This window comes from Pedococcus sp. (assembly GCF_036000045.1).
Taxonomy (GTDB): domain Bacteria; phylum Actinomycetota; class Actinomycetes; order Actinomycetales; family Dermatophilaceae; genus Pedococcus.
Genome location: NZ_DASYGF010000058.1, coordinates 1 through 25,169 on the forward strand (window position 1 = coordinate 1; position 25,169 = coordinate 25,169).

A 25,169-nucleotide genomic window follows, 5' to 3' on the forward strand; every position below is an offset into this window, starting at 1 on the left:
CGGCAAGCAGTGGAACGCGGCCTACGACCTGTGGCTGGACAACTTCGGCACCGAGGTCATGGTCTGGAACAACTGGACGATGAACTGGCAGTACTGGTGGAACACCTACGGTGGCGTCCAGCTGACCGTCGACGGGGTCTCGTACCACGCGTACCGCAACAGCGACGGCAGCGGCTTGTGGTTCGTCCGTGACCAGGTGACCAACCAGGGCAGCGTCGACCTGGGACATGTGCTGCAGTGGGCGGTGGCCCACGGTTGGCTGAAGTCGTCGCAGACCCTCGGCGAGGTCGAGTACGGCTTCGAGATCTCCTACACCGGCGCGCCGACGACGTTCACCCTGAACAACTACGCGGTGGGCGCTCCGACGCCGTAGGTCGTGCCGCCGGTCCCGCGTCGCGATCGCGGCGGTTGAGGGTGGATGAGTCGGCCGATACGCCGGGTTCTGTCACCGCTGGCCGTTACCGGCCGGCGGGAGACGGTCATCCATCTAGGACAGCCGTTGCCGACTGCCTCCAGCGCTCTACCCGTGCACTCGGGCGGGCCGCCCTCGAACGCGCACTGTCTGAGCTTGCTCCAGGTGGGGTTTACCTAGCCGAGCCAGTCACCTGGCCCGCTGGTGGTCTCTTACACCACCGTTTCACCCTTACCAGCCGGTGTGGGCCGAGGCCCGCGCCCGCTGGCGGTCTGTTCTCTGTGGCACTGTCCCGCGGGTCACCCCGGGTGGCCGTTAGCCACCACCTTGCCCTGTGGAGCCCGGACGTTCCTCGGCGGTGCTCACGCACCGACGCGACCGTCTGGCCGACTCATCCGCCGCAAGGATAGGGCACTGCCCGTTTCGGTGACACGGGCGGCACTGAGGCGGGTGGCTCAGAGGCCACGTCGGCGCTAGGTGGCCACGATGCGGAGCCGGACCGTCCCCGTGGAGACGGTCGCCTCGACGAGCTTGACCTTCACCCAGGTTCCCAGCTCGCCGACGCCCTCGGCCTTGGCCAGGACGGCGGGTTCCTGCAGCTGCACCACAGCGCCCGTTCGGTCGCGCACCTCCACGACCATGGCGTCGAACGTCTCCCCCACCCGATGCAGCAGCACCGCCGCCTCGGCCGCGTCGGCGCAGGCGCGCTCCACCCCGCTTGCCACGCGGTCCGAGGCCATCATGATCTGGGGCAGCGACGGCAGCGCCTCCCGCGCCCAAGCCGGGATCGGCTGGCCTGCCGAGATGGCTTCGCACACGACGAGACCGAACCGGTCGACCAAGCGCCGCAACGGCGCCGTGACATGGGCGTATGCCGCGGCGACGGCTGCGTGGCCCGGCTGGGCGGGCACCTGGCCGTCGAACGGGGTGTACCCGGCTCCGCGGAACAGGGAGGTGGCCTCGTGGATCAGGGCCAGATGAGCGGGGTTGGTGCGGTCGAGCGTGCGCAGGAACTCGCCGTACGCCTGGTCCGCAGGCCACGACACCCCCAGCCCCGCGCTGGCCCGACGGATGCGGTCCAATGCCCCGGCGTCCGGCGCGGGCATGGTCCGCAGAATCCCGACCTTGGCGCCGATCATGAGGTCGGCTGCCGCCATGCCGGTCATCAGGGAGATCTGGGCGTTCCAGTCCTCGGCATCCAGCGGAGGCCGGAACCGCACCTGATAGTGACCCGCCCTGTCCTGCTCGACCTCCTGTTCAGGCATGGGCAGGCTCGCCCCGCCGCGCCGACGCTCGAGCTCGACCCGCTTGGTCCCGATCTCCCGCAGCAGCATCAGCCGCTCGTCGGCCGAGCCCGCGTCGATCGACTTCTGGACACCCTCGTAGTCCAGCCGGTCCGTGCTCCGCACGACGGCGCGAAAGACCTGGGCGTCGGTCACCACGCCGTCCGCCCCCAGCCGCAGGTCCCACACGAAAGCCGGCCGGGGCTGGTCGGGGAGCAGGCTCGCAGCGCCTTCACCGAGCACCGGTGGGTGCAGGGGCGTGCGGCGGTCCGGCGCGTAGATCGTCTCGCCGCGTCGCCGGGTCTCGGTGTCGACCGCTCCCCCGGCGACGACGAACGCCGGCACGTCCGCGATGGCGTACCTGACCCGGTACCCGTCACCGTCGCGCGATAGGTGCATGGCCTGGTCGAGGTCCATCGAGCCAGGCGGGTCGATGGTCAGGAACGGCACGTCCGTCTCGTCCCGCTCGGGCAGCGTGGGCGAGGCCGCGGCTCGCTCGGCCTCCGCGAGGACCGGCGCGGGGAACTCGTCGGGCACGGACAGCTCGGTACGGATCGTCTCGAAGCGCGCAGCCAGCTCGGCGGAGACGCCATCCCCCCGCTCGCGGGTCGGCGGCTTGACCCGGATCGCGTGCATCACCATCGGCCCAACCTATCCAGACGGCGGCACTCCAGGCGGGCTCTCTAGGCTGACGCTCGTGCTGATCCTCCTTCCGCCATCGGAGTCCAAGACCGGGCGGCCACGCGGCGGGGCGACGGTGCTCGAGCGCCTGTCCTTTCCCGACCTGGCTCCCACCCGCCAGAACGTCGCGCAGGCTCTGGCCAAGGTGAGCGGGCACCCCGACGCGGCGCGGCTCCTGGGAGTCAGCCCGACGCTGACCCAGGAGATCGCCCGCAACCTCGTCCTCCACAGCGCCCCGGCGCAGGCGGCCTCCGCCACCTACACCGGCGTCCTCTACGACGCCCTCGACTACGGCTCGCTCGACACCGCGGCCAAGCGCCGCGCCAACCGGTGGCTTCTCATCGTCTCCGCCCTCTATGGCGCGGTCCGGCCGACGGACGCGATCGCGCCATACCGTCTGTCCATGGCCGTGAACCTTCCGGGCGTCGGACCGCTCGCCAGCGCCTGGAAGCCCGAGCTGGCGGGGGTGCTGCCCGCGGCGGCCGGGCACGGCCTCGTCGTCGACTGCCGCTCCAGCACGTATGCCGCCGCCTGGACGCCCGAGCCTCCGCTGAGCGACCGGTGGGTCCAGGTGCGCGTCCCGGGCGCGACGCATCAGGCGAAGCACACCCGTGGTCTGGTCGCGCGCCGGCTCTGTGAGGTCGGCCGTGACGTCCGACGCGTCCCGCAGCTGGTCGACCTGCTCGCCGACACGTTCGACGTGTCGCTGGCGCAACCGGCCAGGCCGGGCCGCCCGTGGATCCTCGACGCGACAGCTCGCTGAGGGTGGGCTGCCGACCGTGACCACCACCGAGCTCTCCGACATCCTCGGTCGGGTCGGCCCCGTCCTGGTCTTCTTCGTCGCCATCACCGTGGTGGCGGAGATCGCCGACGGCGCCGGCGTCTTCGACGTGGCCGGGCACTGGGCTGCGCGAGCGGGACGCCACCGAACTCCGGTGCTGTGGTTGCTGTTCGTGGTGGTCGCCGTCGTCTGCACGGTGTTCCTCAGCCTCGACACAACGGCGGTGCTGCTGACTCCGGTCGGCCTGGCGGTCGCCAGCCAGCTCGGGATCTCGCCCCTGCCCTTCGCGTTCACCACGCTGTGGCTGGCGAACACCGCGAGCCTCCTGCTCCCTGTCTCCAACCTGACGAACCTGCTCGCCCTGCACCAGTTCGACAGGCTCGGGCTCGGCCACGCCGGATACGTCCGACTTGCAGCACTGCCCGCCGGGGCCGCCATCCTCGGCACGGTCGTCGCACTCGCCTGCTGGCATCGCAGCGAGCTGCGTGGCCGCTACGAGCTCGACGCCCCACCGGAGCCACACGACCCGGCGATGCTGCGCCTCGCCGCCGCGGTCTGTATCGCCATCGGCCCATTGTTCGCGCTGGGCCTGTCGCCCGCATGGGTGTCGTCGGCCGCCGCCGTGGTGCTGCTGGTGGCGACGTGGTCGCGGGACCGTGACCGGGCGACACAGGTGGCGGTGCCCTGGCGCATGGCCCTGGCCGTGGCCGTCCTGTTCGTCGTGATCGACGTGGCACTGCGCCATGGGCTCCAGCCGGCCCTGGCCTCGCTCGCCGGCGCCGGCACGTCCCCCGCCGACCTGGCACGAGTGGCTGCCAGCGGGGCACTGGCGGCCAACGTCGTGAACAACCTGCCTGCCTACATCGCCCTCGAGTCGGTGACCGCCGATGCCCCGCAACGGCTCCTGGCCCTGCTCGTGGGGGTCAACGTGGCGCCGCTGGTCACGCCCTGGGGCTCGCTGGCGACCCTGCTGTGGGCACAGCGTTGCAAAGCCCGTGGCCTGGCCGTCCCAGCGACCTCACTGGCCTGGCGTGGCGCGACCTGCGCGCTCGCGGCAGGCGCACTGGCCTGGGCGGCATTGGTGCTGGCGGGCTAGCCGTACTGACCACGGCGAGCCCGGCCTAACCAAGCCCGCGCTGCAGGTCCTCGACCAGGTCGCGTGGGTCCTCGAGGCCGACCGAGATCCGCACGGTGCCGTCGGTGATGCCGACGGCAGCTCGCGCCTCGGGCGTGAGCCGACGGTGCGTCGTCGTCGCGGGGTGGGTCACCATCGACTTGCTGTCGCCGAGGTTGTTGCTGATGTCGACCACCTTCAGCGCGTTCATGAGGGCGAAGGCCGCCGGCTTGCCGCCCTCCACCGAGAACGTCACGACCGTCCCACCACCGAGCATCTGGCGCTGGGCCAGGTCGTACTGGGGGTGCGACTCGAGCCACGGGTAGAGGACGGTGGTCACCTTGGGGTGGGCTTCGAGGGCCCGCGCGACCGCGAGCGCGTTCGCGGCCTGCTTCTCGACGCGCAGGCTCAGGGTCTCGAGCCCCTTGACGAGCACCCACGCGTTGAACGCCGACATCGAGGGTCCCGTGTGGCGCATGAGGTTCTTCACGGGGCCGTCGATGAACTCACGGGAGCCGAGCACCGCACCGCCGAGCGTCCTCCCCTGGCCGTCGATGTGCTTGGTGGCGGAGTAGACCACGATGTCGGCGCCGTGCTCGAGCGGCTTGGAGAACACGGGCGTGCCGAACACGTTGTCCACCACGACCTTCGCGCCGACCTCATGGGCCAGGTCGCACACCGCCTTGATGTCGACGAGCTCCTGCATGGGGTTGCTGGGCGTCTCGAAGAACACCGCCGCGGTGGGCTCGGAGAGGGCCTCACGCCACTGGTCGAGGTCGGGCCCGTCGACGAAGACGGTCTCGACCCCCCACCGCGGCAGGATCTCGTCGAGGATCACGAAGCACGAGCCGAACAGGCCGCGCGAGGACACGACGCGGTCGCCCTTGCCGAGCAACGCAGCCAGCGCGACGAAGACGGCCGACATGCCCGAGGCCGTGGCGAAGCAGGCCTCGGCGCCCTCCAGCTGGCGCAGCCGCTCCTCGAACATCGAGACCGTCGGGTTGCCGTAACGCGAGTAGATGAAGTGCTCGACCTCGTCCTTGAACGCCGCCTCGGCCAGCTCGGCAGTCTCGTAGACGAACCCTGACGTCAGATACAGCGCCTCGGCCGTCTCGTCGAAGTTGCTGCGGGCCAGCCCGGCCCGGACGGCGATCGTGTCTGGACGGAACGTGTTGTCCCCCAACGCATCCTGCGACGTGCTCATCCTTGCCTCCACGGAAGTCCGGCGACCTTCCAGCCCGCCACCGTGCGGTGCCCGAGCTCGTCGTGCGGGCCCTCGAAGCCGTCGAGGACGTTGTATGCCGGCCCCAGCCCGGCCGCCGTGGCGGCCTTGGCGGCTGCCACGGAGCGCACGCCGGAGCGGCACAGGAAGTAGATCGAGGCACCGTCGGGGAGGCCCGAGTCCTGGAGCTGCTCGACGAAGTCGCCGTTCACGGCGCCATCGGGGAACCGCTGCCACTCGACGGCGATGACTCGCTTGCCCAGGCCCGACAGGTCGGGCATGCCCACGTAGGCCCATTCGGCCGCAGTGCGGACGTCGACGAGGACCGCGTCCTCGTCGGCGGCCAGGGCGGCATACGCCTCCTCGGGCTGCACATCTCCCGCGTACGTCATGGCGCCAGCCTAGAACTACCGCCACATCGCGAGACGCCAGGGCCAGATAGTGGTCAGGTCACGCGGCGGGGCCGCCGATGATGTGGGGCGCAGCGAGATCGGTGTTGTCGACGACGACGGTCGCCAGGTCCTGCGGCGAGCAGGCGGCGAAGTAGAGCTGCTGACCCTCGACGTATCGGCGCAGGCTCGGGTGCCGGTGGTCGGGGCTCGACCCGTCGCGGACCGCCATCCTGCGCGCCGTCTCCTCGAACGGCACCTCGAGGAACACGGAGAAGTCCCACGCGTCGACCAGCTCATCGCGATGGAGGAACAACCCGTCGACGACCACGACCGTGGAGGCCGGCGCAAGGACCGGGGCAAGCCAGAGCACCTGGTCGGTGGAGAGGTCGTGCCCCTTGGCCCGGTAGCGCCTCGACCCACCTGGGCCGAGCGGCGTGAGCACGTCGCGCCGGAACCGCGCGTAGTCGTAGGAGTCGAGCCAGAAGCCCTCGGCCGACGACCGTCCGAGGCGATACCGGCGGGCCCGGACCTGGTGGAAGTCGTCGGCGGAGATCCGGACGGTGGGACGCCCGGCCCGACCCAGGCACGACGCGAGCTCGTCCGCGAAGGTGGTCTTCCCCGAACCGTCGACGCCGTCGACCGCGACCAGGACGCAGTCCTCCGAGCCAGGCTCCGGAACCAGAGCGGCGATTCGCTCCAGCAGCTGGGCCCGCTCCCCCGCCACGGACGCCTCAGGTCCGGTTGGTGAAGGCGATCGACGCGTTGCCGTCCGCCCAGACCTCCACGGCGGTGAGGGACCCCGGAGCCGCGGCGAGACGCCATACGGTCTCGTGGGGGATCTGCAGGAGGTGGGCGAGCACCACCATGATCGGCTTGCGGTGGCACACGACGACCGTCGTGCCGCCGGCGGCGACGACCCGCTCGAACGCCGCGATGACCCGCTCCGCGAGCTGCTCGTGGGACTCACCCCCGGGCCGGGCGTATGCCGGGTCGTTGCGCAGCGACGCCAGCTCGTCGGGGTGGTCCCGGACCAGGTCGGCGATGCTGGCGCCGTCCCAGTCGCCGAAGTCCTGCTCGTCGAAGTCCGCGTCGACCTCGGGGCTGGCGCCGATGGCAGCTGCCACCGCCGCACCGGTCTCGCGGGCTCGGGTCAGCGACGAGGTGACGACACGGGCCTCGCTGCCGTCCAGGAGGTGGGCCGTGGCCCGTCCCGCGGCCTGCGCCTGCGCGTGGCCCTGGGCGTTGAGCGACGGGTCGGCTCCCCCACGACCATCGAGCCGCGACGCCACGGTGAAGTCGGTGACCCCATGGCGGATGAGCAGCACGCGGGCCGGGGTGCCCAGGTCCGGTGGCGCCTCGGTGGCCAGAGACGTCAGCGGTGCCGGGTCGATGATCTCCTCCGTGGCCGCCTCGGCCGCCTGGGAGGTGCCGGCATCCGAGGACACTGCGTCGCCGACCATGCGGTCGACCGTCCCACCGTCCATCCCGGTGTTGGACAGCGCGTCGGCGGCCTTGTTCTGCTCGCGCGGGACCCAGGTGTAGCGCACCGAGCCCCCGGCGCGTGACAGCTCAGCCACCTCGTCGCGGGCCTCCAGGGCCAGCCGCCTCATGTCGGCGTGCTTGATCTTCCACCGGCCGGCCATCTGCTCGACGACCAGCTTGGAGTCCATCCGGACCTCGACGTCAGCCGCCGGGTCGATCCGCCGCACAGCCCGCAGCCCGGCGATGAGCCCGGAGTACTCAGCCACGTTGTTGGACGCCGTGCCCAGGGGTGCGGCGCCCTCCCAGAGCACCGCCTTGGTGCGGGCATCGCGGACGAGCGCGCCATAGCCGGCGACTCCGGGGTTGCCTCGAGACCCCCCGTCGGCCTCGACGACGAGTGCGCGACCCACCGGGCTCAGAGGCCCGACTCGGCCGTGCGTACCAGGATGCGGCGGCACTCCTCGCACCGCAGCAGCTCGTCGACCGGCGCTGACTTGATGCGGCTCATGTCGACGTTGTTGAGCTCGAGCTGGCAGCCGCCGCACCGGCGCTGGCGAAGGGGGGCCGCGCCCAGGCCGCCACTGCTGGCCCGGATCTTCTCGTAGAGCGCGACAAGATCCTCACCCACGCCGGCGACGATGTCCGGCCGGGGGGCGCCCACGCGGACGGCCTCGGCGTCGAGCTCCTTGAGCGCCTCGTCGCGAGCCGCCGTCACCTCGGCGATCTCAGCGGCGAGTACGTCACGCTGCGCGGCCAGCTGGGTCGCGGCGGACTCGGCGTCCTCGGCGCGCTCCATCACCTCGATCTCGACGTCCTCGAGCTCGGACTGCCGGCGAGCCAGTGAGTCGAGCTCGTGCTGGAGTGCCTGCAGGTCCTTGGCCGAGCCGGTGCCTGAGTCGAGCCGCGACTGGTCGCGGGCGGCGCGGTCACGCACGAGCTGGACGTCCGCCTCGGCCTTGGCCACCTCGCGCTGGATGTCGCCGAGCTCGGTCTGGGCCCGCACCAGCAGGGAGTCGAGCGCCTGGGCCTTCTCCTCCAGCTCGGCCAGACGAGCCAGCTGCGGCAGGGTGCGCCGGGCGTGGGCGATCTGGTCGAGACGGGTGTCGATCGCCTGCAGGTCGAGCAGTCGCCACTGACGGGACGGGTCGGCTTTCAGGACGTTCCTCCAATGCCTCGAGGCGGCTCAGCACCGACCACGAAATCCCAGGGATCGGTGCGCAGTGTAGAGATGTGGGTCTCCACCCTAGATGACGCGAAGCCCGCGCCTTCCAAAGAGCCCGACAGCCGGCGGGCGGCCTCGTGCAACCACAGCGACTCGGTCGCCCAGTGCCCGGCATCGACCAGATAGGGCGGGCCACCCCGCGACTCCTCACGCGCCTCGAGCACCGGGTGGTGGCGCAGGTCGGCCGTGACGTAGACGTCGGCGCCACCGGCCCGCACATGGTCGAACATGTCGTCCCCCGCCCCGCCCATGACCGCCACCCGGCTCACCCTGCCGTCCGGTGGGCCCGCGACGCGCAGGCCGCCTGCGGCGCGCGGCAGGGCGGCATACAGCCGGGTGACGAACTCGGCCAGGGTCGTGGGCGCCGTCAGGTCCCCCACCCGACCCAGGGGCTGCCCCTCGACCACGGCGAGCGCCGACGTGTCCGTCAGGCCGCACGCGGCCGCAAGGGCATCGTTGACGCCGGGGTCGGCGACGTCGGCGTTGGTGTGCGCGACGAACAGGGCGATGCCGTGGACGACCAGGGCCGTGACGCCGGCACCCTTGGCGCTCGTCGTCGCCACGCTGTGTATGCCGCGCAGCAACAGGGGGTGGTGGGTCACCAGGAGGCCGGCGCCGAGGCCGCGCGCCTCCTCGATGACGGCGAGGGTCGGGTCGACCGCGAACAGCACGCGCTCGACCGGCTGGGCGAGGTCGCCGGACACCAGCCCGACCTGGTCCCAGGACTGGGCCGAGTCGGGCGGGTAGAGGGCGTCGAGCGCCTGGACGGCGTCGGCGAGAGTGGGCTGCACAGGCTGCACGTGGGCCCGGCCGGGCTCGAACCGACGACATCCACGGTGTAAACGTGGCGCTCTACCAACTGAGCTACAGGCCCCTGAGAGGTCAGAGGAGTCAGCGCAGAGGCTAGCCGAGATCCTTCAGGGCAGCGTGGTAGCCCGAGAAGTCGCGACCCTCGCCGATCTCGTTGACCAGGGACCAGCGGATCACGCCCTCGGTGTCGACCAGGAACGTGCCTCGCAGCGCAGCGCCGGCCTTCTCGTTGAAGACGCCGAACGCCTGGGCCACGCCGCCATGCGGCCAGTAGTCGGACAGCAGGGGGAAGAAGTACCCCTCCTTGTCGGCCCAGGCCCGCTGGCTGAACATGTGGTCACACGAGATCGCGAGCACCTGGACGTCGTCGCTCACGAAGTCGCCGAGGTTGTCACGGATCTCGCACAGCTCACCGGTGCAGATGCCGGAGAACGCGAACGGGTAGAAGACGATGACGACGTTCTTGCGACCACGGAAGTCGGCCAGCGAGAACTCCTGGCCGTTCTGGTCCTTGAGGGTGAAGTCCGGCGCGATGTCGCCGGTGCTGAGGGGCGCGCTCGAAGGGGTCATGAACGGCAGTCTGCCAGCGACTCAGCGCCGGCCCGTCTTCGGGGCCACCAGGCGGGTGGCCGTCCAGTCCTCGCAGGCGTTGACCGCCCCGGAGGTGTGCAGCCCAGCGGTGGTCGCGGCCTCCTCGACATCGCTGGCCTCGACGTGCCCGGTCCGGCCCGACTTGGGCGTCAGCAGCACGATGAAACCGCCCTCGGCGAGGTTGGTCAGCCCGTCGACGACCGCGTCGACCAGGTCGCCGTCGTCGGCCCGCCACCAGATCAGGACCGCGTCGGCGACGTCGCCGTAGTCCTCGTCCTCGAGGTCGGTCGTGGTGAGGTCCTCGATCGCGAACCGCAGGTCGTCGTCGACGTCGGCGTCATAGCCGAACTCCTGGATCACCTGACCGCTCGCGAACCCCAGGCGAGCCGCCGCACTCTGCGGCGCAGCCTGCGCGGAGGTACTCACTGCCTTCTCCATCCCTTGGTGACATCGATCTCTGTTGGCCACAGTCCATCGGGTCCCAGCCGCTTTTTCAACTGAGACGGCAGAATCTGGTCCGATCAGGCCAGCGGGCGGCGGGCTCTGCTCGAGCGGACCCGCTGCTCGTCCAGCAGCCGTTCGGCGTCGCCGAGGGCCAGATGGGCGACCTCGGTGCGCACCGGCCCAGGGGTGGACCCGAGCCGCACGGTGGCGACACCACGCCAACGCTGGACGAGGCCCTGTCGCACGGCGACACCCTGGATCCGCGCGTGCGGGACCACCTGGGCCTCCCTGCGCAGCACGCCGCTGCGCAGGACGAGGCTGTCGGGCGTCACGGCATACCCGCGGCGTCGCCAGCCCACGGGGTCGAGCACCCAGGCGCGGGAGGGGGCCGTCGTGAAGCCGTGGCCTGCACCGCTGCGCGTGCCGGCGACCACCGCCACCTCGGCCGGGAGCTCGGGGCGCACCAGCGCCAGCACCGCCAGGGCCTCGGGCAGTGTGCCCACGGGGAGCAGCAGCGTCTCGGTGTCCTGCTCGGCGTGTTCGTGGACGCCCGCGACGTTCACCCGCAGCCGCCACCACCCGGGCCACCGCCAGAACAGGGGCTGGACCAGACCGGCTGCCTGGATCCGGTGCAGCGGGACGGTCGTCGAGCGCAGCTCCGTGAGCCCGCGATGCACGACGAGGCGGTCGCCGCGGTGGTCGAGGGTGAAGTTCGCCTCGCGTACGAGGCTGCGGACGTGGCGGCCCGCGACGCCGAGCACCATCGGGCCGAGCCACCCGACGAGCTGGGGCAGCCCGAGGGCGAACCCGACGAGGAGTGTGGGCACGGCAGCCACGAGGAAGGCCACCCCGCTGCTGAAGACCGCGGCCTGGACCAGCCGGACGTTGGGGACCCGCAGGACCATCGTCGAGGTAGCCCGGGCCGCGGCCAGACTCGTCGCCCCCTCCGCGGCGGCGGTCACAGGGCCATCGGCCGCAGGGCCATCGGCCGCAGCGCCAGCCGCAGAGCCGGTCGCGGGGCCAGCCACCCCGGACGTCACCTCGTCGGCCCGGCCCGCGAGCTCCATGAGCCGCTCACGGACCTCCTGGGCGCGGGCGTCGGTGAGGAACGCCAGCGTGATGTGCGAGCCCCGACCGCCCGCCGACCGGACCACGACCTCGGAGAGTCCGGTCAGCCGCGCCAGGACCGGTCGCGAGATGTCGACGGCCTGAATCCGGTCGAACGGCACCTGCCGGTGCTCCCGGAACAACAGACCTCGACGGAGCTCGACGAACGCCGACCCGATACGAAACCGGGACACCCGCCACGAGACCCACGCACCGCCCACGATCGCCAGCAGGACGACCCCGGCCACAGCGAGGGCCAGCAGCCGGTGCCCCTGGGTGGGGTCCTGGCTCCCGGCATCGGGGCCCTGCGCGCGGAACAGGCGCTCCACCTGCTGGCTGAGGACGTAGCCCACGACGGCGACGAAGGCCACCCCGCCGCGCAGCAGCGGCGACAGGGGGTGCAGGTGCTGCCACTGGCCCGGCCCGTCGAGCGGCGCCGCGCCCGGGGCGCTCACAGCCCCGCCCGTTGGGACTCACCTCGGGCCACCAGCCGCTGGCGCAGCGCCTCCGCCTGGGCCACCGACAGACCGGGGATGTCGGCGCTGAGGTGCGGGGACGCGGTGTGAAGGGTGACCTCCGCGAGGCCGAGGACGCGGTCGAGCGGACCGCTCTGGACGTCGACGTACTGCAGCCGGCCATACGGCACGCTGACCAGCGAGCGGTTGAGCCGCCCGCGCCGCACCACGAGCTCGTCCTCGAGCTCGATCCAGCTGATGGCCGGCACCTGCCGGGTGATGACCCACGTCCCCACCGCCCCGACCAGCAGCATCAAAGCGACCGCCCACCAGAAGCCGGTCGACACCAGGGCGGCGAGCGCCACGGCCACGACCAGGGGCACGACGAGCGTCGCGGCGAGGAGGACCAGCCGCGCCCCGACCAGCCTCGGGGAGACCGGCTGCCACGGCATACCGGAGTCGGCGAACAGGCGGACGTCGGGGCCCGCGCTGGCCCCCGCCGACGAGGTGTCACTCACGCCACCAACCTATTGCCGCATAGGGTCACAGCATGGGTCGGGTCACCAGCCGCACACCGAGCATCCGCGTCGAGGTCGGCGAGGACGACCTCCTGCGCGCGACGTCGCGGCCGGACACCCTCGCGGTCGAGGAGCCCCTGGAGATCCGGGTCGGCGGCACGTCGGTCACGGTGACCATGCGGACGCCGGGCGACGACTTCGACCTCGCCATCGGCAACCTGCTCACCGAGGGCGTCCTGCGCCGGGCCGAGCAGGTGCACCAGCTGATGCACTGCCTCGACGAGGACGACTCGGGTGCGCCCACCTACAACGTCGTGGACGTCACCCTCGCGCCCGGCGTGGTTCCCGACCTCGAGCGCAGCGCGCGCTCCGGCTACCAGACCAGCGCGTGCGGGGTGTGTGGCAAGACGAGCATCGACGCCATCGCGGCGACCAGCCCGTATGCCGTGGGCGAGGACCCCGTCGCGCTCTCCCCTCACGTGGTGGCCGGGCTCCCCGACGTGCTGCGCGAGCACCAGAAGGTCTTCGACCGCACGGGCGGGCTCCATGCGGCCGGCCTGTTCACCCCCGAGGGTGAGCCGTTGGTCGTCCGCGAGGACGTCGGCCGGCACAACGCCGTCGACAAGGTCGTCGGCTGGGCGGCGCGCGGCGACCGCCTGCCGCTGACGGGCCACGTGCTGGTGGTCAGCGGTCGGGCCAGCTTCGAGCTGGTCCAGAAGGCTGTGATGGCGGGGGTCCCCGCTCTCGTCGCCGTCTCCGCGCCGTCGTCGCTCGCCGTGGGGCTGGCCACGCAGGCCGGGCTCACCCTCGTCGGTTTCGCCCGGCCACCGCGGCTCACCGTCTATGCGGGCGCGCACCGGCTCGGCCTCTGAGGGGTCTACCGTCACCGCCCGGGACATATCTCGGGCAGGCTCCGCATACTGGCCAGTAGCCGGCATCCGGTTGTGACCTGCGCCTCCTTGGGGTGGAAGATGGACGAGAGGTCGCTGGCAACCCCGCGACCAGCTGCGAAGCCCGCCTGAGAAAGGACCCACCACCGTGGTCGCACGCGAGGAAGCCGGACCCATCCTGAACGGCATCCCCAGTCAGCTCCCCGACATCGACCCGGAGGAGACCCAGGAGTGGCTCGACTCCCTCGACGGGGTCATCGAGGAGGGCGGCCGCCAGCGCGCGCGCTACGTCATGCTCAAGCTGCTGGAGCGGGCCCGCGAGATGCAGGTGGGGGTCCCCTCGCTGACAGCGACCGACTACATCAACACGATCTCGCCCGAGCAGGAGCCGTGGTTCCCCGGTGACGAGGAGGTCGAGCGCCGCTACCGCGCCTACCTGCGCTGGAACGCCGCCGTCATGGTGCACCGCGCCCAGCGCCCCGGCGTCGGGGTCGGCGGCCACATCTCCACCTACGCCTCCGCGGCGACCCTCTACGAGGTGGGCTTCAACCACTTCTGGCGTGGCGCCGACCACCCCGGTGGCGGCGACCAGGTGTTCTTCCAGGGCCACGCCTCCCCCGGCATGTACGCCCGCGCCTACCTCGAGGGCCGCCTGACCGAGGACCAGCTCGACGGCTTCCGCCAGGAGAAGAGCCACATCGTGGCCGGCCAGCCACTGGCGCTGCCGTCCTACCCGCACCCGCGCCTCATGCCCGACTTCTGGCAGTTCCCGACGGTGTCGATGGGCATCGGGCCGATGAACGCCATCTACCAGGCCCAGTTCAACAAGTACCTGCACAACCGTGGCATCAAGGACACCAGCCAGCAGCACGTCTGGGCCTTCCTCGGTGACGGCGAGATGGACGAGCCCGAGTCGCGTGGACTGCTGCAGCTGGCGGCCGGCGAGGAGCTCGACAACCTCACCTTCGTCATCAACTGCAACCTGCAGCGCCTCGACGGCCCCGTGCGCGGCAACGGCAAGATCATCCAGGAGCTCGAGGCGTTCTTCCGCGGTGCGGGCTGGAACGTCATCAAGGTCGTCTGGGGCCGCGGCTGGGACCCCTTGCTGGCCCAGGACCGCGACGGCGCCCTCGTGCACCTGATGAACACCACGAGCGACGGCGACTACCAGACCTTCCGCGCCAACGACGGCACGTACGTCCGCGAGCACTTCTTCGGCCGCGACCCGCGCACCCGCGAGATGGTCAAGGACTGGTCCGACGAGGACGTGTGGTGGCGCTTGAAGCGAGGCGGCCACGACTACCGCAAGGTGTTCGCGGCATACCAGGCGGCGATGAACCACAACGGCCAGCCGACGGTCATCCTCGCCAAGACCATCAAGGGCTACGGCCTCGGCACCCACTTCGCCGGCCGCAACGCGACCCACCAGATGAAGAAGCTCACGCTCGACGACCTCAAGGGCCTGCGCGACAGCCTCAAGCTGCCGATCACCGACGAGGTGCTCGAGCGCGACCCCTACGCCCCGCCGTACTTCCACCCCGGCGCCGACGACCCGACCATCCAGTACCTCCGCGAGCGCCGCCAGAAGCTCGGCGGCCCGCTGCCCGCACGTCGGGTCGAGCACGAGCCACTCAAGCTGCCCGACCACAGTGCGTACTCCATCGTCAAGAAGGGCACGGGCAAGCAGCAGGTCGCGACCACGATGGCCTTCGTGCGGCTGCTCAAGGAGCTCATGCGGGACAAGGAGTTCGGCAAGCGGGTCGTGCCGATCATCCCTGACGAGGCACGCACGTTCGGGATGGACTCGTTCTTCCCGACAATCAAGATCTACAACCCCCACGGCCAGAAGTACACGTCGGTGGACGCCGAGCTGATGCTCGCCTACAAGGAGGCCAAGGACGGCCAGATCCTCCACCTCGGCATCAACGAGGCGGGCTCGATGGCCGCCTTCACCGCAGTGGGCACGTCCTACGCCACCCACGGCGAGCCGATGCTGCCGATCTACATCTTCTACTCGATGTTCGGGTTCCAGCGCACCGGCGACTCGATCTGGGCAGCTGCCGACCAGATGACCCGTGGCTTCCTCATCGGCGCCACCGCCGGGCGCACCACCTTGACCGGCGAGGGCCTGCAGCACGCGGACGGGCACAGCCCGCTGCTGGCCGCCACCAACCCGGCGGTCATCGCCTACGACCCCGCCTTCGCGTTCGAGATCGCGCACATCATGGAGGACGGGCTGCGCCGCATGTACGGCGACAACCCGGAGAACCTCATCTACTACGTCACCGTCTACAACGAGCCGATGAGCCAGCCGGCCGAGCCGGAGAACGTCGACCGTGAGGGCATCCTCAAGGGCATGCACCTCTTCGCCGCGGGCAGCACCGAGGGGCTCGGCGACGAGGCACCTCGCGCCCAGCTGCTGGCCTCAGGCGTCGGCGTCCCGTGGGCCCTCGAGGCCCAGGAGCTGCTGCGCAACGACTGGGGCGTCGTCGCCGACGTCTGGTCGGTGACCTCGTGGAGCGAGCTGCGGCGCGACGGCATGGCGTGCGACGAGCAGCGCTTCCTCCACCCCGAGGACGAGCCGCGCACTCCCTATGTCACCGAGCGGCTCAAGGACACCCGTGGTCCGGTCGTCGCGGTGTCGGACTACATGCGTCAGGTCCAGGACCAGATCCAGCCCTGGGTGCCGGGTGACTTCGCCTCGCTGGGCGCCGATGGGTTCGGCTTCTCCGACACCCGTCCGGCCGCTCGCCGGTTCTTCCACATCGACGGTCCCTCCGTCGCGGTGCGGGCACTGCAGATGCTGGCCGCCCGCGGTGAGATCTCCGGCGACGTGCCCCGTGAGGCAGCAGCGCGCTACCGCCTGCTCGACGTCACGGCCGGCGCCTCCGGCAACGCCGGAGGCGAGAGCTGAGCGCCCGGGCGAGCTCGCCTGGGCGCGTCGCGGTCACCGGCGCCTCGGGCAAGCTCGGGCGGGCGGTGGTCACCCATCTGGTCGACCAGGGCTGGGACGTGCTGGCGCTCGACCAGCACCGCCCGGCCGAGACGGTGACGCCCTTCGTCGCGGTCGACCTCACCGACTACGGCCAGGTGCTGGAGGCCCTCGCCGGTGACGTCGATGAGCACCGAGGCGCCGTCGACGCCGTCGTGCACCTGGCCGCGGTGCCTGCGCCGGGACTGGTGAGCAACGCCGCCACCTTCGCCAACAACTCGGCTGCGACCTACCACGTGTTCGCGGCTGCGCGTGCAGCCGGCATACGCAAGGTCGTGTGGGCCTCCAGCGAGACAGTGCTCGGCCTGCCGTTCGACACTCCCCCGCCCTACGCACCGGTCGACGAGGAGTACGCGCCGCGGCCCGAGTCGACCTACTCCCTCAACAAGGCGCTCGAGGAGGAGATGGCCCGGCACTTCTGCCGGTGGGACCCGGCACTGAGCATGGTGGGGCTGCGGTTCTCCAACGTCATGGAGGTGGACGACTACGCCGCCTTCCCCTCCTTCGACGCGGACCCGCACCTGCGCAAGTGGAACCTCTGGGGCTACATCGACGCCCGCGACGGCGCGCAGGCCGTGCGCCGGGGGCTCGAGCACTCCGATCCTGGTGCCGAGGTGTTCATCATCGCCAACGCCGACACGGTGATGAGCCGGACCAGCAGCGACCTCATGGCCGACGTCTTCCCGGACGTCGAGGTCCGGCGCCGGCTCGGCGACCACGAGACGCTGCTGTCGATCGACAAGGCACGTCGGGTGCTCGGCTACGAGCCCGAGCACAGCTGGCGCGACCACGTCGGCTGACCGCAGAAGTAGGAACCGCCGTTGTGGACGGCATACAAATAGACTTCCCGTATGCCGTCCACGCACCTCGATACCTCGCTGGTCACCTTGCAGCGGGTCGAGCGGTCCGCGGGCGAGCTGTCCACCGCCGCGACGCGGCGGATGGAGGCCAGCCACGAGTGGTACCGAGCCCTGTCGGCAGAGGACCGCTCGTGGGTGGGACTGGTTGCGCAGGCCGGCATCGGGGCCTTCATCGCCTGGCTTCGCGCGGGCGGAGACCAGGTCCCCGTCACCGCCGACGTCTTCGGCACGGCCCCGCGTGAGCTGACCCGCTCGATCACGCTTCGCCAGACGCTCGACCTGGTGCGGTCGGTGGTCGACGTCGTGGAGCTCGACGCGACCGCTCTCGCCGAGCCCGGCGAGGAGCAGGCTCTGCGAGAGTCGGTCCTGCGGTACTCCCGCGAGATCGCGTTCGCCGCCGCGGAGGTCTATGCCCACGCGGCCGAGGCGCGCGGCGCCTGGGACGCGCGGCTCGAGGGACTCGTCGTCGACGCGGTGCTGCGTGGTGAGGCCGACGACTCGATGCAGTCCAGGGCCGCCGCACTCGGCTGGGGCACCACGACACGGGTCGCGGTGGTGGCGGGGAGCACGCCGTCGGGCAGCCCGGCGGGAGTCGTGGACGGCCTGAGACGCGCGGCCCAGCGCGTCGGGGTCGACACGCTGGCGGCCATCCAGGGGCGCCGGCTCGTGTGCATCCTCGGCAACGCCGAGGACCCGCTCGAGGCGACACGGGCGGTGACCGACCACTTCGGCGACGGTCCTGTGGTCGTCGGGCCGCGTGTGCCCCACCTCTTCGCCGCGGGGCGCTCGGCAAGAGCAGCGCTGGCCGGCCAGTCCTGCGCGCACGCCTGGCCTCACGCGCCGCGCCCCGTCGCCGCCGACGACCTGCTGGCCGAGCGTGTCCTGGTCGGCGACGCTCCCGCGCGGGCCCTGCTGCTCGACCGCATCTGGCATCCGCTGAGCTCGGCCAGCGGCTCGCTGCTCGCCACCGCCTCGGTCTATCTGGAGTCCGCCGGCGGGCTGGAGGGCACAGCGCGGTTGTTGTTCGTCCATCCCAACACGGTCCGCTACCGCCTGGGCAAGATCGCGGACCTCACGGGGTACCAGCTCACCGACCCACACGACGCCCATACCGTCCGGATCGCCCTCGCACTGGGCCGGCTGCGCAGCGTGCGCTGACCATCCTTTTGGAGGAATCCTCCAAAACATGCCCGGGATGTTGGTGCCAAACGGTCACGGTGAGGTCATGCCGCGACGGCAAGGCTGGGACCGTGATCGCGATCGTCTGCCCTGGACAAGGCTCACAGACCCCTGGCTTCCTCTCGCCCTGGCTGGAGCTGCCCGCCTTCCGCACGAGGCTTGAGAGCCTGTCGGAGGTCGCGGGACTCGACCTCGTGGCGCATGGCACCACCTCGGACGCCGAGACCATCAAGGACACGGCCGTCGCGCAGCCGCTCATCGTGGCGGCCGGGCTGGCCACAGCAGCCGTCCTGCTGCCCGACGGTCCGAGCTCCGCCCTCGGCGTGACCGCCGGGCACTCGGTCGGAGAGATCACCGCCGCCACGTTGGCAGGGGTGCTGAGCGACCGTGACGCCATGACGTTCGTCCGCGAGCGCGGCCAGGGCATGGCCGCCGCCAGCGCCGTGACCGCGACGGGCATGAGCGCCGTGCTGGGCGGAGACCCCGCAGAGGTCGCCGCGGCGCTGGAGCGGCACGGGCTGACGGCCGCCAACGCCAACGGCGCCGGGCAGGTGGTCGCCGCGGGCACCCTCGAGCAGCTCGCCGCCCTGGCCGCCGAGCCGCCCGCCAAGGCACGCGTCATACCCCTGCAGGTGGCGGGGGCGTTCCACACCCACCACATGGCTCCGGCCGTCGAGGCCCTCACGGCACTGACCGAGGGGTTCGAGACGCAGGCGCCCTCTGTGTCCCTGCTCTCCAACGCCGATGGCGCCGTGGTGAGCGACGGACCCGAGGCGCTGACCCGGCTCGTGCGCCAGGTCAGCAGCCCCGTCCGGTGGGACCTGTGCATGCAGACCATGGTGTCGATGGGCGTCACCACGCTCATCGAGCTCACTCCGGCCGGCACGCTCGTCGGTCTCGCCAAGCGGGCGATGCCGGGAGTGACCACACTGGCACTGAAGACGCCCGACGACCTCGCGGCGGCCCAGCAGCTCGTCACCGACCAGACCGACGCCTCGAAGGACTGACATGAGCACACCCACTCCCAAGGGCACCGGGATCATCACGCAGGTGACGGGGGCAAGTCACAGCCGCATCCTCGGCGTGGGCGGCTACCGGCCGTCGCGCGTGGTCCCCAACTCCGAGATCGTCGAGGCGATCGACTCCTCCGACCAGTGGATCCAGGAGCGCTCCGGCATCAAGAGCCGGCGCTTCGCCGCCAAGGACGAGTCGGTGGTCGACATGTCGGAGGCTGCCACCCGCGAGGCGCTCACCTCCGCGGGCCTCGAGGCGTCGCAGGTCGACGCCGTGATCGTCGCGACGGTGACCCACCCCTACCAGACGCCTGCCGCCGCACCGATCCTCGCGGACCGGCTCGGGATCCGGGGGGCCGCGTTCGACATCTCGGCAGCCTGCGCCGGCTACTGCCACGGCATCAGCCTGGCCAGCGACATGGTCCGGGGCGGGTCGGCCGAGCATGTGCTCGTGGTCGGCGTCGAGAAGCTGTCGGACTTCACCGACCCCACCGACCGCGGGACGGCGTTCATCTTCGGCGACGGTGCCGGGGCGGCCATCGTCGGCCCCAGCGACACCCCCGGCATCGGGCCCACCGTGTGGGGTTCGGACGGCTCCCAGTGGCGGACCATCTCCCAGCGGGACAGCTGGGTCGAGCTCAAGGAGGCCGGCGGCCTCGGCTCTCCCGCCATCGGCATGGCGGGGCAGGCCGTCTTCCGCTGGGCTGTCTGGGGCATGGCCCCGGTGGCCCAGAAGGCCCTGGACGCCGCGGGCGTGCGCGCCGAGGACCTCGACGCGTTCATCCCCCACCAGGCCAACATGCGGATCATCGACGCGATGATCAAGCAGCTCAAGCTGCCGGAGGACATCCCGGTCGCGCGGGACATCGCCGAGACCGCGAACACCTCGGCCGCCTCGATCCCCCTGGCCACCGAGCGGATGCTGCGCGAGGGCGAGGCGCCGCACGGCGGGCTCGCCCTGCAGATCGGCTTCGGCGCCGGGCTGGTCTACGCCGCGCAGGTTGTCGTCCTGCCCTGACAGACTCCCGCTGGTCCGCGGGTGAACCGGGCCGACCAACGCAGTCACACCCATCGCACATCAACCACTAAGGAGCTGAGCCAGATGGCGCAGAGCGAGCAGGAGATCCTCGAGGGCCTCGCGGAGATCGTCAACGAGGAGACCGGCCTCGACACCGAGTCGGTGCAGCCGGAGAAGTCCTTCACCGACGACCTCGACATCGACTCGCTGTCGATGATGACCATCGTGGTCAACGCCGAGGAGAAGTTCGGCGTCCGCATCCCCGACGACGAGGTCAAGAACCTCAAGACGGTCGGCGACGCGGTCAGCTTCATCGCCTCCAACCAGAGCTGAGCCTGACCGGCGCGGGGCGGCGGCTGCATACTCGTAGATCCGAGTGCCACCACCGCTCCGCGTCGGAGCACCACCGACGCACCATCCCCACGAAGGAGCAGATCCAGCCATGACCGAGCAGCGACGCGTCGTCGTCACAGGACTGGGCGCCACCAGCCCGGTGGGCGGCACCGTCCCGGAGACCTGGGACGCGATTCTCGCGGGCCGTTCTGGCGCCCGCACCATGCCCTATGACTGGGTGGAGCAGTACGACCTGCCCGTCACCTTCGCGGCGATGATCCACACTCCTCCGGACCAGGTGCTCGCCAAGGTCGAGGTCCGCCGGCTGGACCCGAGCGCCCAGTACGCCCTCATCGCCAGTCGCGAGGCCTGGGCGGACGCCGGCACTCCCGAGCTCGACCCCGAGCGCCTCGCCGCCTGCATCGGCACCGGCATCGGCGGCGTCTGGACCCTGCTCTCGCAGTGGGACAACCTGCGCGAGAAGGGGCCGCGCCGGGTCTTCCCCCTCGCGGTGCCCATGCTCATGCCGAACGCCTCGTCTGCCGCCGTCTCCCTCGAGCTCGGTGCGCGAGCGGGCGCCCACACACCCGTCTCCGCCTGTGCCTCGGGCCTGGAGGCCATGGGCTATGCCGCCGAGATGATCCGCAGCGGCCGCGCCGACGTGGCGGTGGCCGGCGGCACGGAGGGTGCGGTCCACCCGCTGCCCATCGCCGGCTTCGCCGCCATGCAGGCGCTGTCCACCCGCAACGACGACCCGGAGCACGCCTCGCGCCCCTACGACACCGGTCGCGACGGCTTCGTGCTGGGCGAGGGTGCGGCCGTGATGGTGCTCGAGGAGTACGAGCACGCCAAGGCTCGCGGCGCGAAGATCTACGCCGAGCTCGCCGGGCTGGGCATGTCGGCCGACTCCCATCACATCGCTGCCCCCGAGCCGGAGGGCGCCGGCGCCTCACGGGCGATGGTCGAGGCGGTGCAGCGCGCGGGCCTGTCCCCCAAGGACATCGTCCACGTCAACGCGCACGCGACGTCCACCCCCGTGGGCGATGTCGCCGAGTCCAACGCCATCCGGCGCGCCTTCGGCGAAGACGCGGACGGTATGCCGGTCAGCGCGACCAAGTCGATGACCGGTCACCTGCTCGGTGCCGCCGGCGCCCTGGAGGGTGTCCTGACCGTTCTCGCGCTGCACGACAGGGTGGCCCCGGCCACGACCAACCTCGACGACCTGGACCCGGCGATCAAGCTCGATGTGGTCCACGGCGAGGCGCGCAAGCTTCCCGAGGGCGACATCGCGGCGCTGAACAACTCGTTCGGCTTCGGGGGCCATAACGTCGCGGTGGTCTTCACCAGCGTCTGAGGCCCGGCGTGTCCCCTACTTGGTCGGCCGGGGCCGGCCGTTGGGCAGCAGTGGCAGGCTGACCAGCGGCGTCGACGTGGGGCTCGAGGTCGGGGCCGGGGTGGGGCTGGTCGCGGGCGCTCTCGGAGCCGAGGTCGTCGAGACCGGACGGGGCCTCGCCGCCGCGGTCTGGACGGCGAGCGGAACTGCCCTGGACCGGGACCTGGACACCGATGCGCTGCGCGTCGGTGCGGCGGAGGGCGTCGGGCGCGCGGTGGCCGGGCTGGCGGTCGGCGGCGACGAGGAGGGGGTCGGCGACGCCGAAGCGGTCGAGCCGTCCGTCACCGGGGCGTGGCTGGCGTTCAGGGCGGCCCCGGCGCCCGGCATCAGGAATCCGAAGACCGCAACGGTCGCCAGACCAGCGATCCACAACAGCGCGACTCCCGGCACGGGCCGCCAACCGACCCGGCGCGAGGCACCTCGATGCTGCACGAGCTCACGCAGGTAGGCGACAGCCGAAGCCAGGGCGACGGCGAGGACGAGCCACAGGCTCCAGGCGGCGATCGCCGTGCCCACGTTCAGCCTGGCGTCGACGATGCGCCATGCGGACCACAGCAGGACGACGGCGGCTGCGGCGATAAGCCCGGCAGTGCGGGCGTTGTGGCGGGTCACTGGCACCTCCCAGGTCTGGCGGTCAGCGCGACAGACTACCGGGAATGCCCCATTAGCCCGGAAAGGAGCAGGTCAGCGGGCTGCGGGAAGGGGATCAGCCGACCTTGTGCAGCCAGCGCACGGGAGCCCCGTCACCGGCATACCGGAAGGGCTCCAGCTCGGCGTCCCACTCGCTGCCGAGCAGCTCGTCGATCATCTCCGCCATCGCCTCCGGCGACCCCTGGGCGAGCCGGATGACCTCGCGCAGGCGGTCCTCGTTGACGACGGCGTCCCCGCTGGCAGAGGTCCACGTGTGGTGGATGCCGAGGCGGGGGGTGTGCGACCAGCGGGAACCGTCGCTGCCGGCGCTCGGCTCCTCGGTCACCTCGTAGCGCAGGCCGTCCCAGCCGCGCAGCGAGGAGGCGAGCTTGGCGCCGGTGCCTTGGACACCTGACCACGGGAACTCCGCGCGGACGAGTGCGGCACCGGCAGGCTGAGGGGTCCAGTCGATGGAGAGCGGACTCTGCAGGACCGCCTCCAGCGCCCACGTGATGTGCGGGCACAGCGCTGCAGGGGTGGAGTGAACGAACACCACCCCGCGGGTCATGACACGCGGCATCGCGACAGACATCCGGGCCTCCTTGGTGTGCGAGGGACGTCTTCCCCACGAACCTCTGCACGGTGGCTCGGCTGATGCCGTGATCTTCAGTTGCTGTGCGTGGCCCATTCTGCACCATGGATCACATCTGCACCAGCGCTTCACCTTAGCCGCTTGTGAGAGGGCCCATCCGGGGCCATCCAGGGCCATCCACTCAGTGGGCAGGGCGGCAACAAGGGGCCCGGCACCGCTCAGGCAGGGTGCGCCTCGGCCCTGCGGCCAGCCCTCGCATCCCTGCGAGGGGTGAGCACGCGGTCGAGGCCGACCGCGACGGCGGACACGGCAGCAGCGGTGATGATGCATGCCGACGCGAGACTCTCCTGGGCGACCTCGAAGGGCGCGGTCTGGATGAGCAGTGCGCTGCTGAGGACGCTCACCATGCTGCCGACGAGACTGCCGGCGAGGGCCAGGTCGACCGGCCAGGGACTGGCCCGCCACAGCCTGCGGCGGGCCCCGGCGATGGCGAGAACGACGGCACCCAGCAACCACAGGATCAGCGGCTGGACGTGATAGGACTGCGTCGGGTGCGCGTCCTGCGGCAGGTCGGGCGTCCCGAGGTACAGCTGGGCCACCGAGTTGGGCGTGGCCGCAGCGACCGTCCCCCAGATGGTCGGCGCGAGCGAGTACGGCACCTGCGAGACGATGATCCCCATGGTGGCCGCCGGGTGGGTCACCAGCCAGTTGAGGTACCAGCGCTGCCAGTTGTCCGTCGCCCATGTGTTCATCGCCGGGCACTTCGCCACCGTGCGGGTGACCCACGTCATCCCCCCACCCACGACGGCACCGTTCTGCCCCACGCCTCCGAACATGCACCGCGGAGCGTTGGACTTGCGCAGGTCCGCCAGGATCTGTCGCGATGACGGGTTCCATGGGCCGATCGGGTAGGCCAAGGACACGGTCGTGCGCGAAGCGCCGTACGCCGCGGTCCAGGCCGCGTCGGAGCCGATGTTGTAGGCATAGCTGTAGCCGGAGAACACGACGAGAGCCGCTGCGACGGCCCACACGACAACGCGGCGCCGCAGTATTCCCACCAGAACGAGGCTGAGGGCCCAGCCGACGAGCACGGGGAACACGTTGGGCCGTGTCATCGCGAACCAGAGCGCCGCCGCCGCGAACAGCCCGGCACGGCTCCAGCCGGGGTCGCGCACCAACCAGACGAGCGCCGCGAGGGCGAGGATCCCGGTCGACAACGAGACCGACTCACCGAGGATCACACTGTCCCAGCTGGCGATCTGGGCCGTGCAGGCGATGAGCACCAAAGAAGCGGCGACGCCTCGTCGAACGACGGGGTTGTCGACCAGCCCCGCGACCGCGAGCGCCAGGGCCCCCCAGGCGACGGCGGACAGCAGCGCGTGACCGATCACGATCCCCGGCTCCCCGGGCCACAGCGCGAGCCAGGCGGTGACCCCCCAGGGACGCAGGGAGCTGCCGTCAAGACTGGTGAGGGAGAAGTCCATCCACGAGCCCAGGCGGACGTACGATCTGGAGTCGGGATAGGTCGATGCCTTGACCGGGATGACTGTGAGGAGCTTGACCAACGGCAGAACCAGCACCATGGCCCGCACCACCGGATCGGTGCCGCCCCAGGCTCGCAGCCACCAGCCTTCTCGCGAGCGGGTCCGCAAACGGGCTCTTCCGAGGGCTGGTGTGGCCGGTGGCATGCGTAGACGATATGGGTCCGGACCGGATTAGTGAGTATCCTCAGCCCCTGAGTCTGTTCGCCCAACA

At 71.3% G+C, this 25,169-nt stretch carries 24 protein-coding genes, 1 tRNA gene, 1 other RNA gene and 1 pseudogene; 11 read left to right on the forward strand and 16 right to left on the reverse strand.

Features of this window, described 5'->3' with window-relative positions; translation table 11 throughout:
• Positions 1-373: pseudogene (locus tag VGN50_RS08945) on the forward strand (hypothetical protein); the annotation flags it as partial.
• 42 nt (positions 374-415) lie between these two features.
• On the opposite strand, the gene rnpB reads toward VGN50_RS08945, so the two are convergent.
• An RNA gene (rnpB, locus tag VGN50_RS08950) (RNase P RNA component class A) lies at positions 416-806 on the reverse strand.
• A 79-nt stretch (positions 807-885) separates the two neighbouring features.
• Entirely contained in the window at positions 886-2,337 is a 1,452-nt protein-coding gene (locus VGN50_RS08955; RefSeq protein ID WP_414694586.1) for an RNB domain-containing ribonuclease, read from the reverse strand.
• Between the two features lie 55 nt (positions 2,338-2,392).
• Between VGN50_RS08955 and VGN50_RS08960 the strand changes: the two genes are divergently transcribed.
• Together VGN50_RS08960 and VGN50_RS08965 are read left to right on the forward strand one after the other, a co-directional pair.
• A complete protein-coding gene (locus VGN50_RS08960; RefSeq protein WP_327444404.1) occupies positions 2,393-3,139 on the forward strand; it encodes a peroxide stress protein YaaA in 747 nt (248 codons plus the stop codon).
• Positions 3,140-3,155: 16 nt separating this feature from the next.
• Positions 3,156-4,253: an SLC13 family permease gene (locus VGN50_RS08965; RefSeq protein ID WP_327444405.1), complete on the forward strand. Its 1,098-nt coding sequence runs from the start codon at positions 3,156-3,158 to the stop codon at positions 4,251-4,253.
• Positions 4,254-4,278: 25 nt separating this feature from the next.
• Here VGN50_RS08965 and VGN50_RS08970 read toward each other — a convergent pair whose 3' ends face one another.
• The 11 genes from VGN50_RS08970 to VGN50_RS09020 form a co-directional block, all read right to left on the reverse strand.
• Positions 4,279-5,475 (reverse strand): O-succinylhomoserine sulfhydrylase, encoded by a 1,197-nt coding sequence (locus VGN50_RS08970; protein ID WP_327444406.1) that lies wholly within the window; start codon positions 5,473-5,475, stop codon positions 4,279-4,281.
• Positions 5,472-5,885 (reverse strand): rhodanese-like domain-containing protein, encoded by a 414-nt coding sequence (locus VGN50_RS08975; protein ID WP_327444408.1) that lies wholly within the window; start codon positions 5,883-5,885, stop codon positions 5,472-5,474. The genes VGN50_RS08970 and VGN50_RS08975 overlap by 4 nt, the downstream gene beginning before the upstream one ends.
• Before the next feature lie 58 nt (positions 5,886-5,943).
• The gene (locus VGN50_RS08980; protein ID WP_327444409.1) at positions 5,944-6,609 is read right to left on the reverse strand and encodes a uridine kinase; all 666 of its coding nucleotides are present in this window, start codon (positions 6,607-6,609) and stop codon (positions 5,944-5,946) included.
• A 7-nt stretch (positions 6,610-6,616) separates the two neighbouring features.
• The gene (locus tag VGN50_RS08985; protein ID WP_327444410.1) at positions 6,617-7,777 is read right to left on the reverse strand and encodes a bifunctional RNase H/acid phosphatase; all 1,161 of its coding nucleotides are present in this window, start codon (positions 7,775-7,777) and stop codon (positions 6,617-6,619) included.
• A 5-nt stretch (positions 7,778-7,782) separates the two neighbouring features.
• Positions 7,783-8,523 (reverse strand): zinc ribbon domain-containing protein, encoded by a 741-nt coding sequence (locus VGN50_RS08990; RefSeq protein WP_422662160.1) that lies wholly within the window; start codon positions 8,521-8,523, stop codon positions 7,783-7,785.
• Entirely contained in the window at positions 8,520-9,380 is an 861-nt protein-coding gene (locus VGN50_RS08995) for a Nif3-like dinuclear metal center hexameric protein (RefSeq protein WP_327444412.1), read from the reverse strand. The genes VGN50_RS08990 and VGN50_RS08995 overlap by 4 nt, the downstream gene beginning before the upstream one ends.
• Positions 9,381-9,390: 10 nt before the next feature.
• Positions 9,391-9,463 (reverse strand) — tRNA-Val (locus VGN50_RS09000).
• Between the two features lie 29 nt (positions 9,464-9,492).
• Entirely contained in the window at positions 9,493-9,969 is a 477-nt protein-coding gene (locus VGN50_RS09005; protein ID WP_327444413.1) for a peroxiredoxin, read from the reverse strand.
• 21 nt (positions 9,970-9,990) lie between these two features.
• Complete coding sequence (locus tag VGN50_RS09010) at positions 9,991-10,428, reverse strand: DUF3052 domain-containing protein (protein ID WP_414694587.1); 438 nt, start codon at positions 10,426-10,428, stop codon at positions 9,991-9,993.
• Positions 10,429-10,511: 83 nt separating this feature from the next.
• A complete protein-coding gene (locus tag VGN50_RS09015) occupies positions 10,512-11,996 on the reverse strand; it encodes a PH domain-containing protein (protein ID WP_327444415.1) in 1,485 nt (494 codons plus the stop codon).
• Positions 11,993-12,514: a PH domain-containing protein gene (locus VGN50_RS09020; RefSeq protein ID WP_327444416.1), complete on the reverse strand. Its 522-nt coding sequence runs from the start codon at positions 12,512-12,514 to the stop codon at positions 11,993-11,995. The genes VGN50_RS09015 and VGN50_RS09020 overlap by 4 nt, the downstream gene beginning before the upstream one ends.
• A 32-nt stretch (positions 12,515-12,546) precedes the next feature.
• Between VGN50_RS09020 and fdhD the strand changes: the two genes are divergently transcribed.
• The 8 genes from fdhD to fabF all read left to right on the forward strand — a co-directional run bounded on the left by fdhD (position 12,547) and on the right by fabF (position 22,153).
• Complete coding sequence (gene fdhD / locus VGN50_RS09025) at positions 12,547-13,386, forward strand: formate dehydrogenase accessory sulfurtransferase FdhD (protein WP_327444417.1); 840 nt, start codon at positions 12,547-12,549, stop codon at positions 13,384-13,386.
• 166 nt (positions 13,387-13,552) lie between these two features.
• Positions 13,553-16,318 (forward strand): pyruvate dehydrogenase (acetyl-transferring), homodimeric type, encoded by a 2,766-nt coding sequence (gene aceE / locus VGN50_RS09030; protein WP_327444418.1) that lies wholly within the window; start codon positions 13,553-13,555, stop codon positions 16,316-16,318.
• Complete coding sequence (locus VGN50_RS09035; protein ID WP_327444444.1) at positions 16,315-17,196, forward strand: NAD(P)-dependent oxidoreductase; 882 nt, start codon at positions 16,315-16,317, stop codon at positions 17,194-17,196. Before aceE ends, VGN50_RS09035 begins: the two co-directional genes overlap by 4 nt.
• A gap of 51 nt (positions 17,197-17,247) precedes the next feature.
• Positions 17,248-18,414 (forward strand): helix-turn-helix domain-containing protein, encoded by a 1,167-nt coding sequence (locus VGN50_RS09040; protein WP_327444419.1) that lies wholly within the window; start codon positions 17,248-17,250, stop codon positions 18,412-18,414.
• A 92-nt stretch (positions 18,415-18,506) separates the two neighbouring features.
• A complete protein-coding gene (locus tag VGN50_RS09045; protein WP_327444420.1) occupies positions 18,507-19,442 on the forward strand; it encodes an ACP S-malonyltransferase in 936 nt (311 codons plus the stop codon).
• A gap of 1 nt (position 19,443) precedes the next feature.
• Positions 19,444-20,466 carry a beta-ketoacyl-ACP synthase III gene (locus tag VGN50_RS09050; protein WP_327444421.1) on the forward strand — a complete coding sequence of 341 codons (1,023 nt, stop codon included), beginning with the start codon at positions 19,444-19,446 and terminating at the stop codon, positions 20,464-20,466.
• Between the two features lie 84 nt (positions 20,467-20,550).
• Positions 20,551-20,799 (forward strand): acyl carrier protein, encoded by a 249-nt coding sequence (locus VGN50_RS09055; RefSeq protein ID WP_327444422.1) that lies wholly within the window; start codon positions 20,551-20,553, stop codon positions 20,797-20,799.
• A gap of 109 nt (positions 20,800-20,908) precedes the next feature.
• Entirely contained in the window at positions 20,909-22,153 is a 1,245-nt protein-coding gene (fabF, locus tag VGN50_RS09060) for a beta-ketoacyl-ACP synthase II (RefSeq protein ID WP_327444423.1), read from the forward strand.
• 15 nt (positions 22,154-22,168) lie between these two features.
• On the opposite strand, the gene VGN50_RS09065 is transcribed toward fabF, so the two are convergent.
• The 3 genes from VGN50_RS09065 to VGN50_RS09075 all read right to left on the reverse strand — a co-directional run bounded on the left by VGN50_RS09065 (position 22,169) and on the right by VGN50_RS09075 (position 25,066).
• Positions 22,169-22,804 carry a hypothetical protein gene (locus VGN50_RS09065; protein WP_327444424.1) on the reverse strand — a complete coding sequence of 212 codons (636 nt, stop codon included), beginning with the start codon at positions 22,802-22,804 and terminating at the stop codon, positions 22,169-22,171.
• 94 nt (positions 22,805-22,898) lie between these two features.
• A complete protein-coding gene (locus tag VGN50_RS09070) occupies positions 22,899-23,414 on the reverse strand; it encodes a DUF3145 domain-containing protein (RefSeq protein WP_327444425.1) in 516 nt (171 codons plus the stop codon).
• Positions 23,415-23,632: 218 nt separating this feature from the next.
• Entirely contained in the window at positions 23,633-25,066 is a 1,434-nt protein-coding gene (locus tag VGN50_RS09075; RefSeq protein ID WP_327444426.1) for a hypothetical protein, read from the reverse strand.
• Positions 25,067-25,169 lie beyond the last annotated feature (103 nt).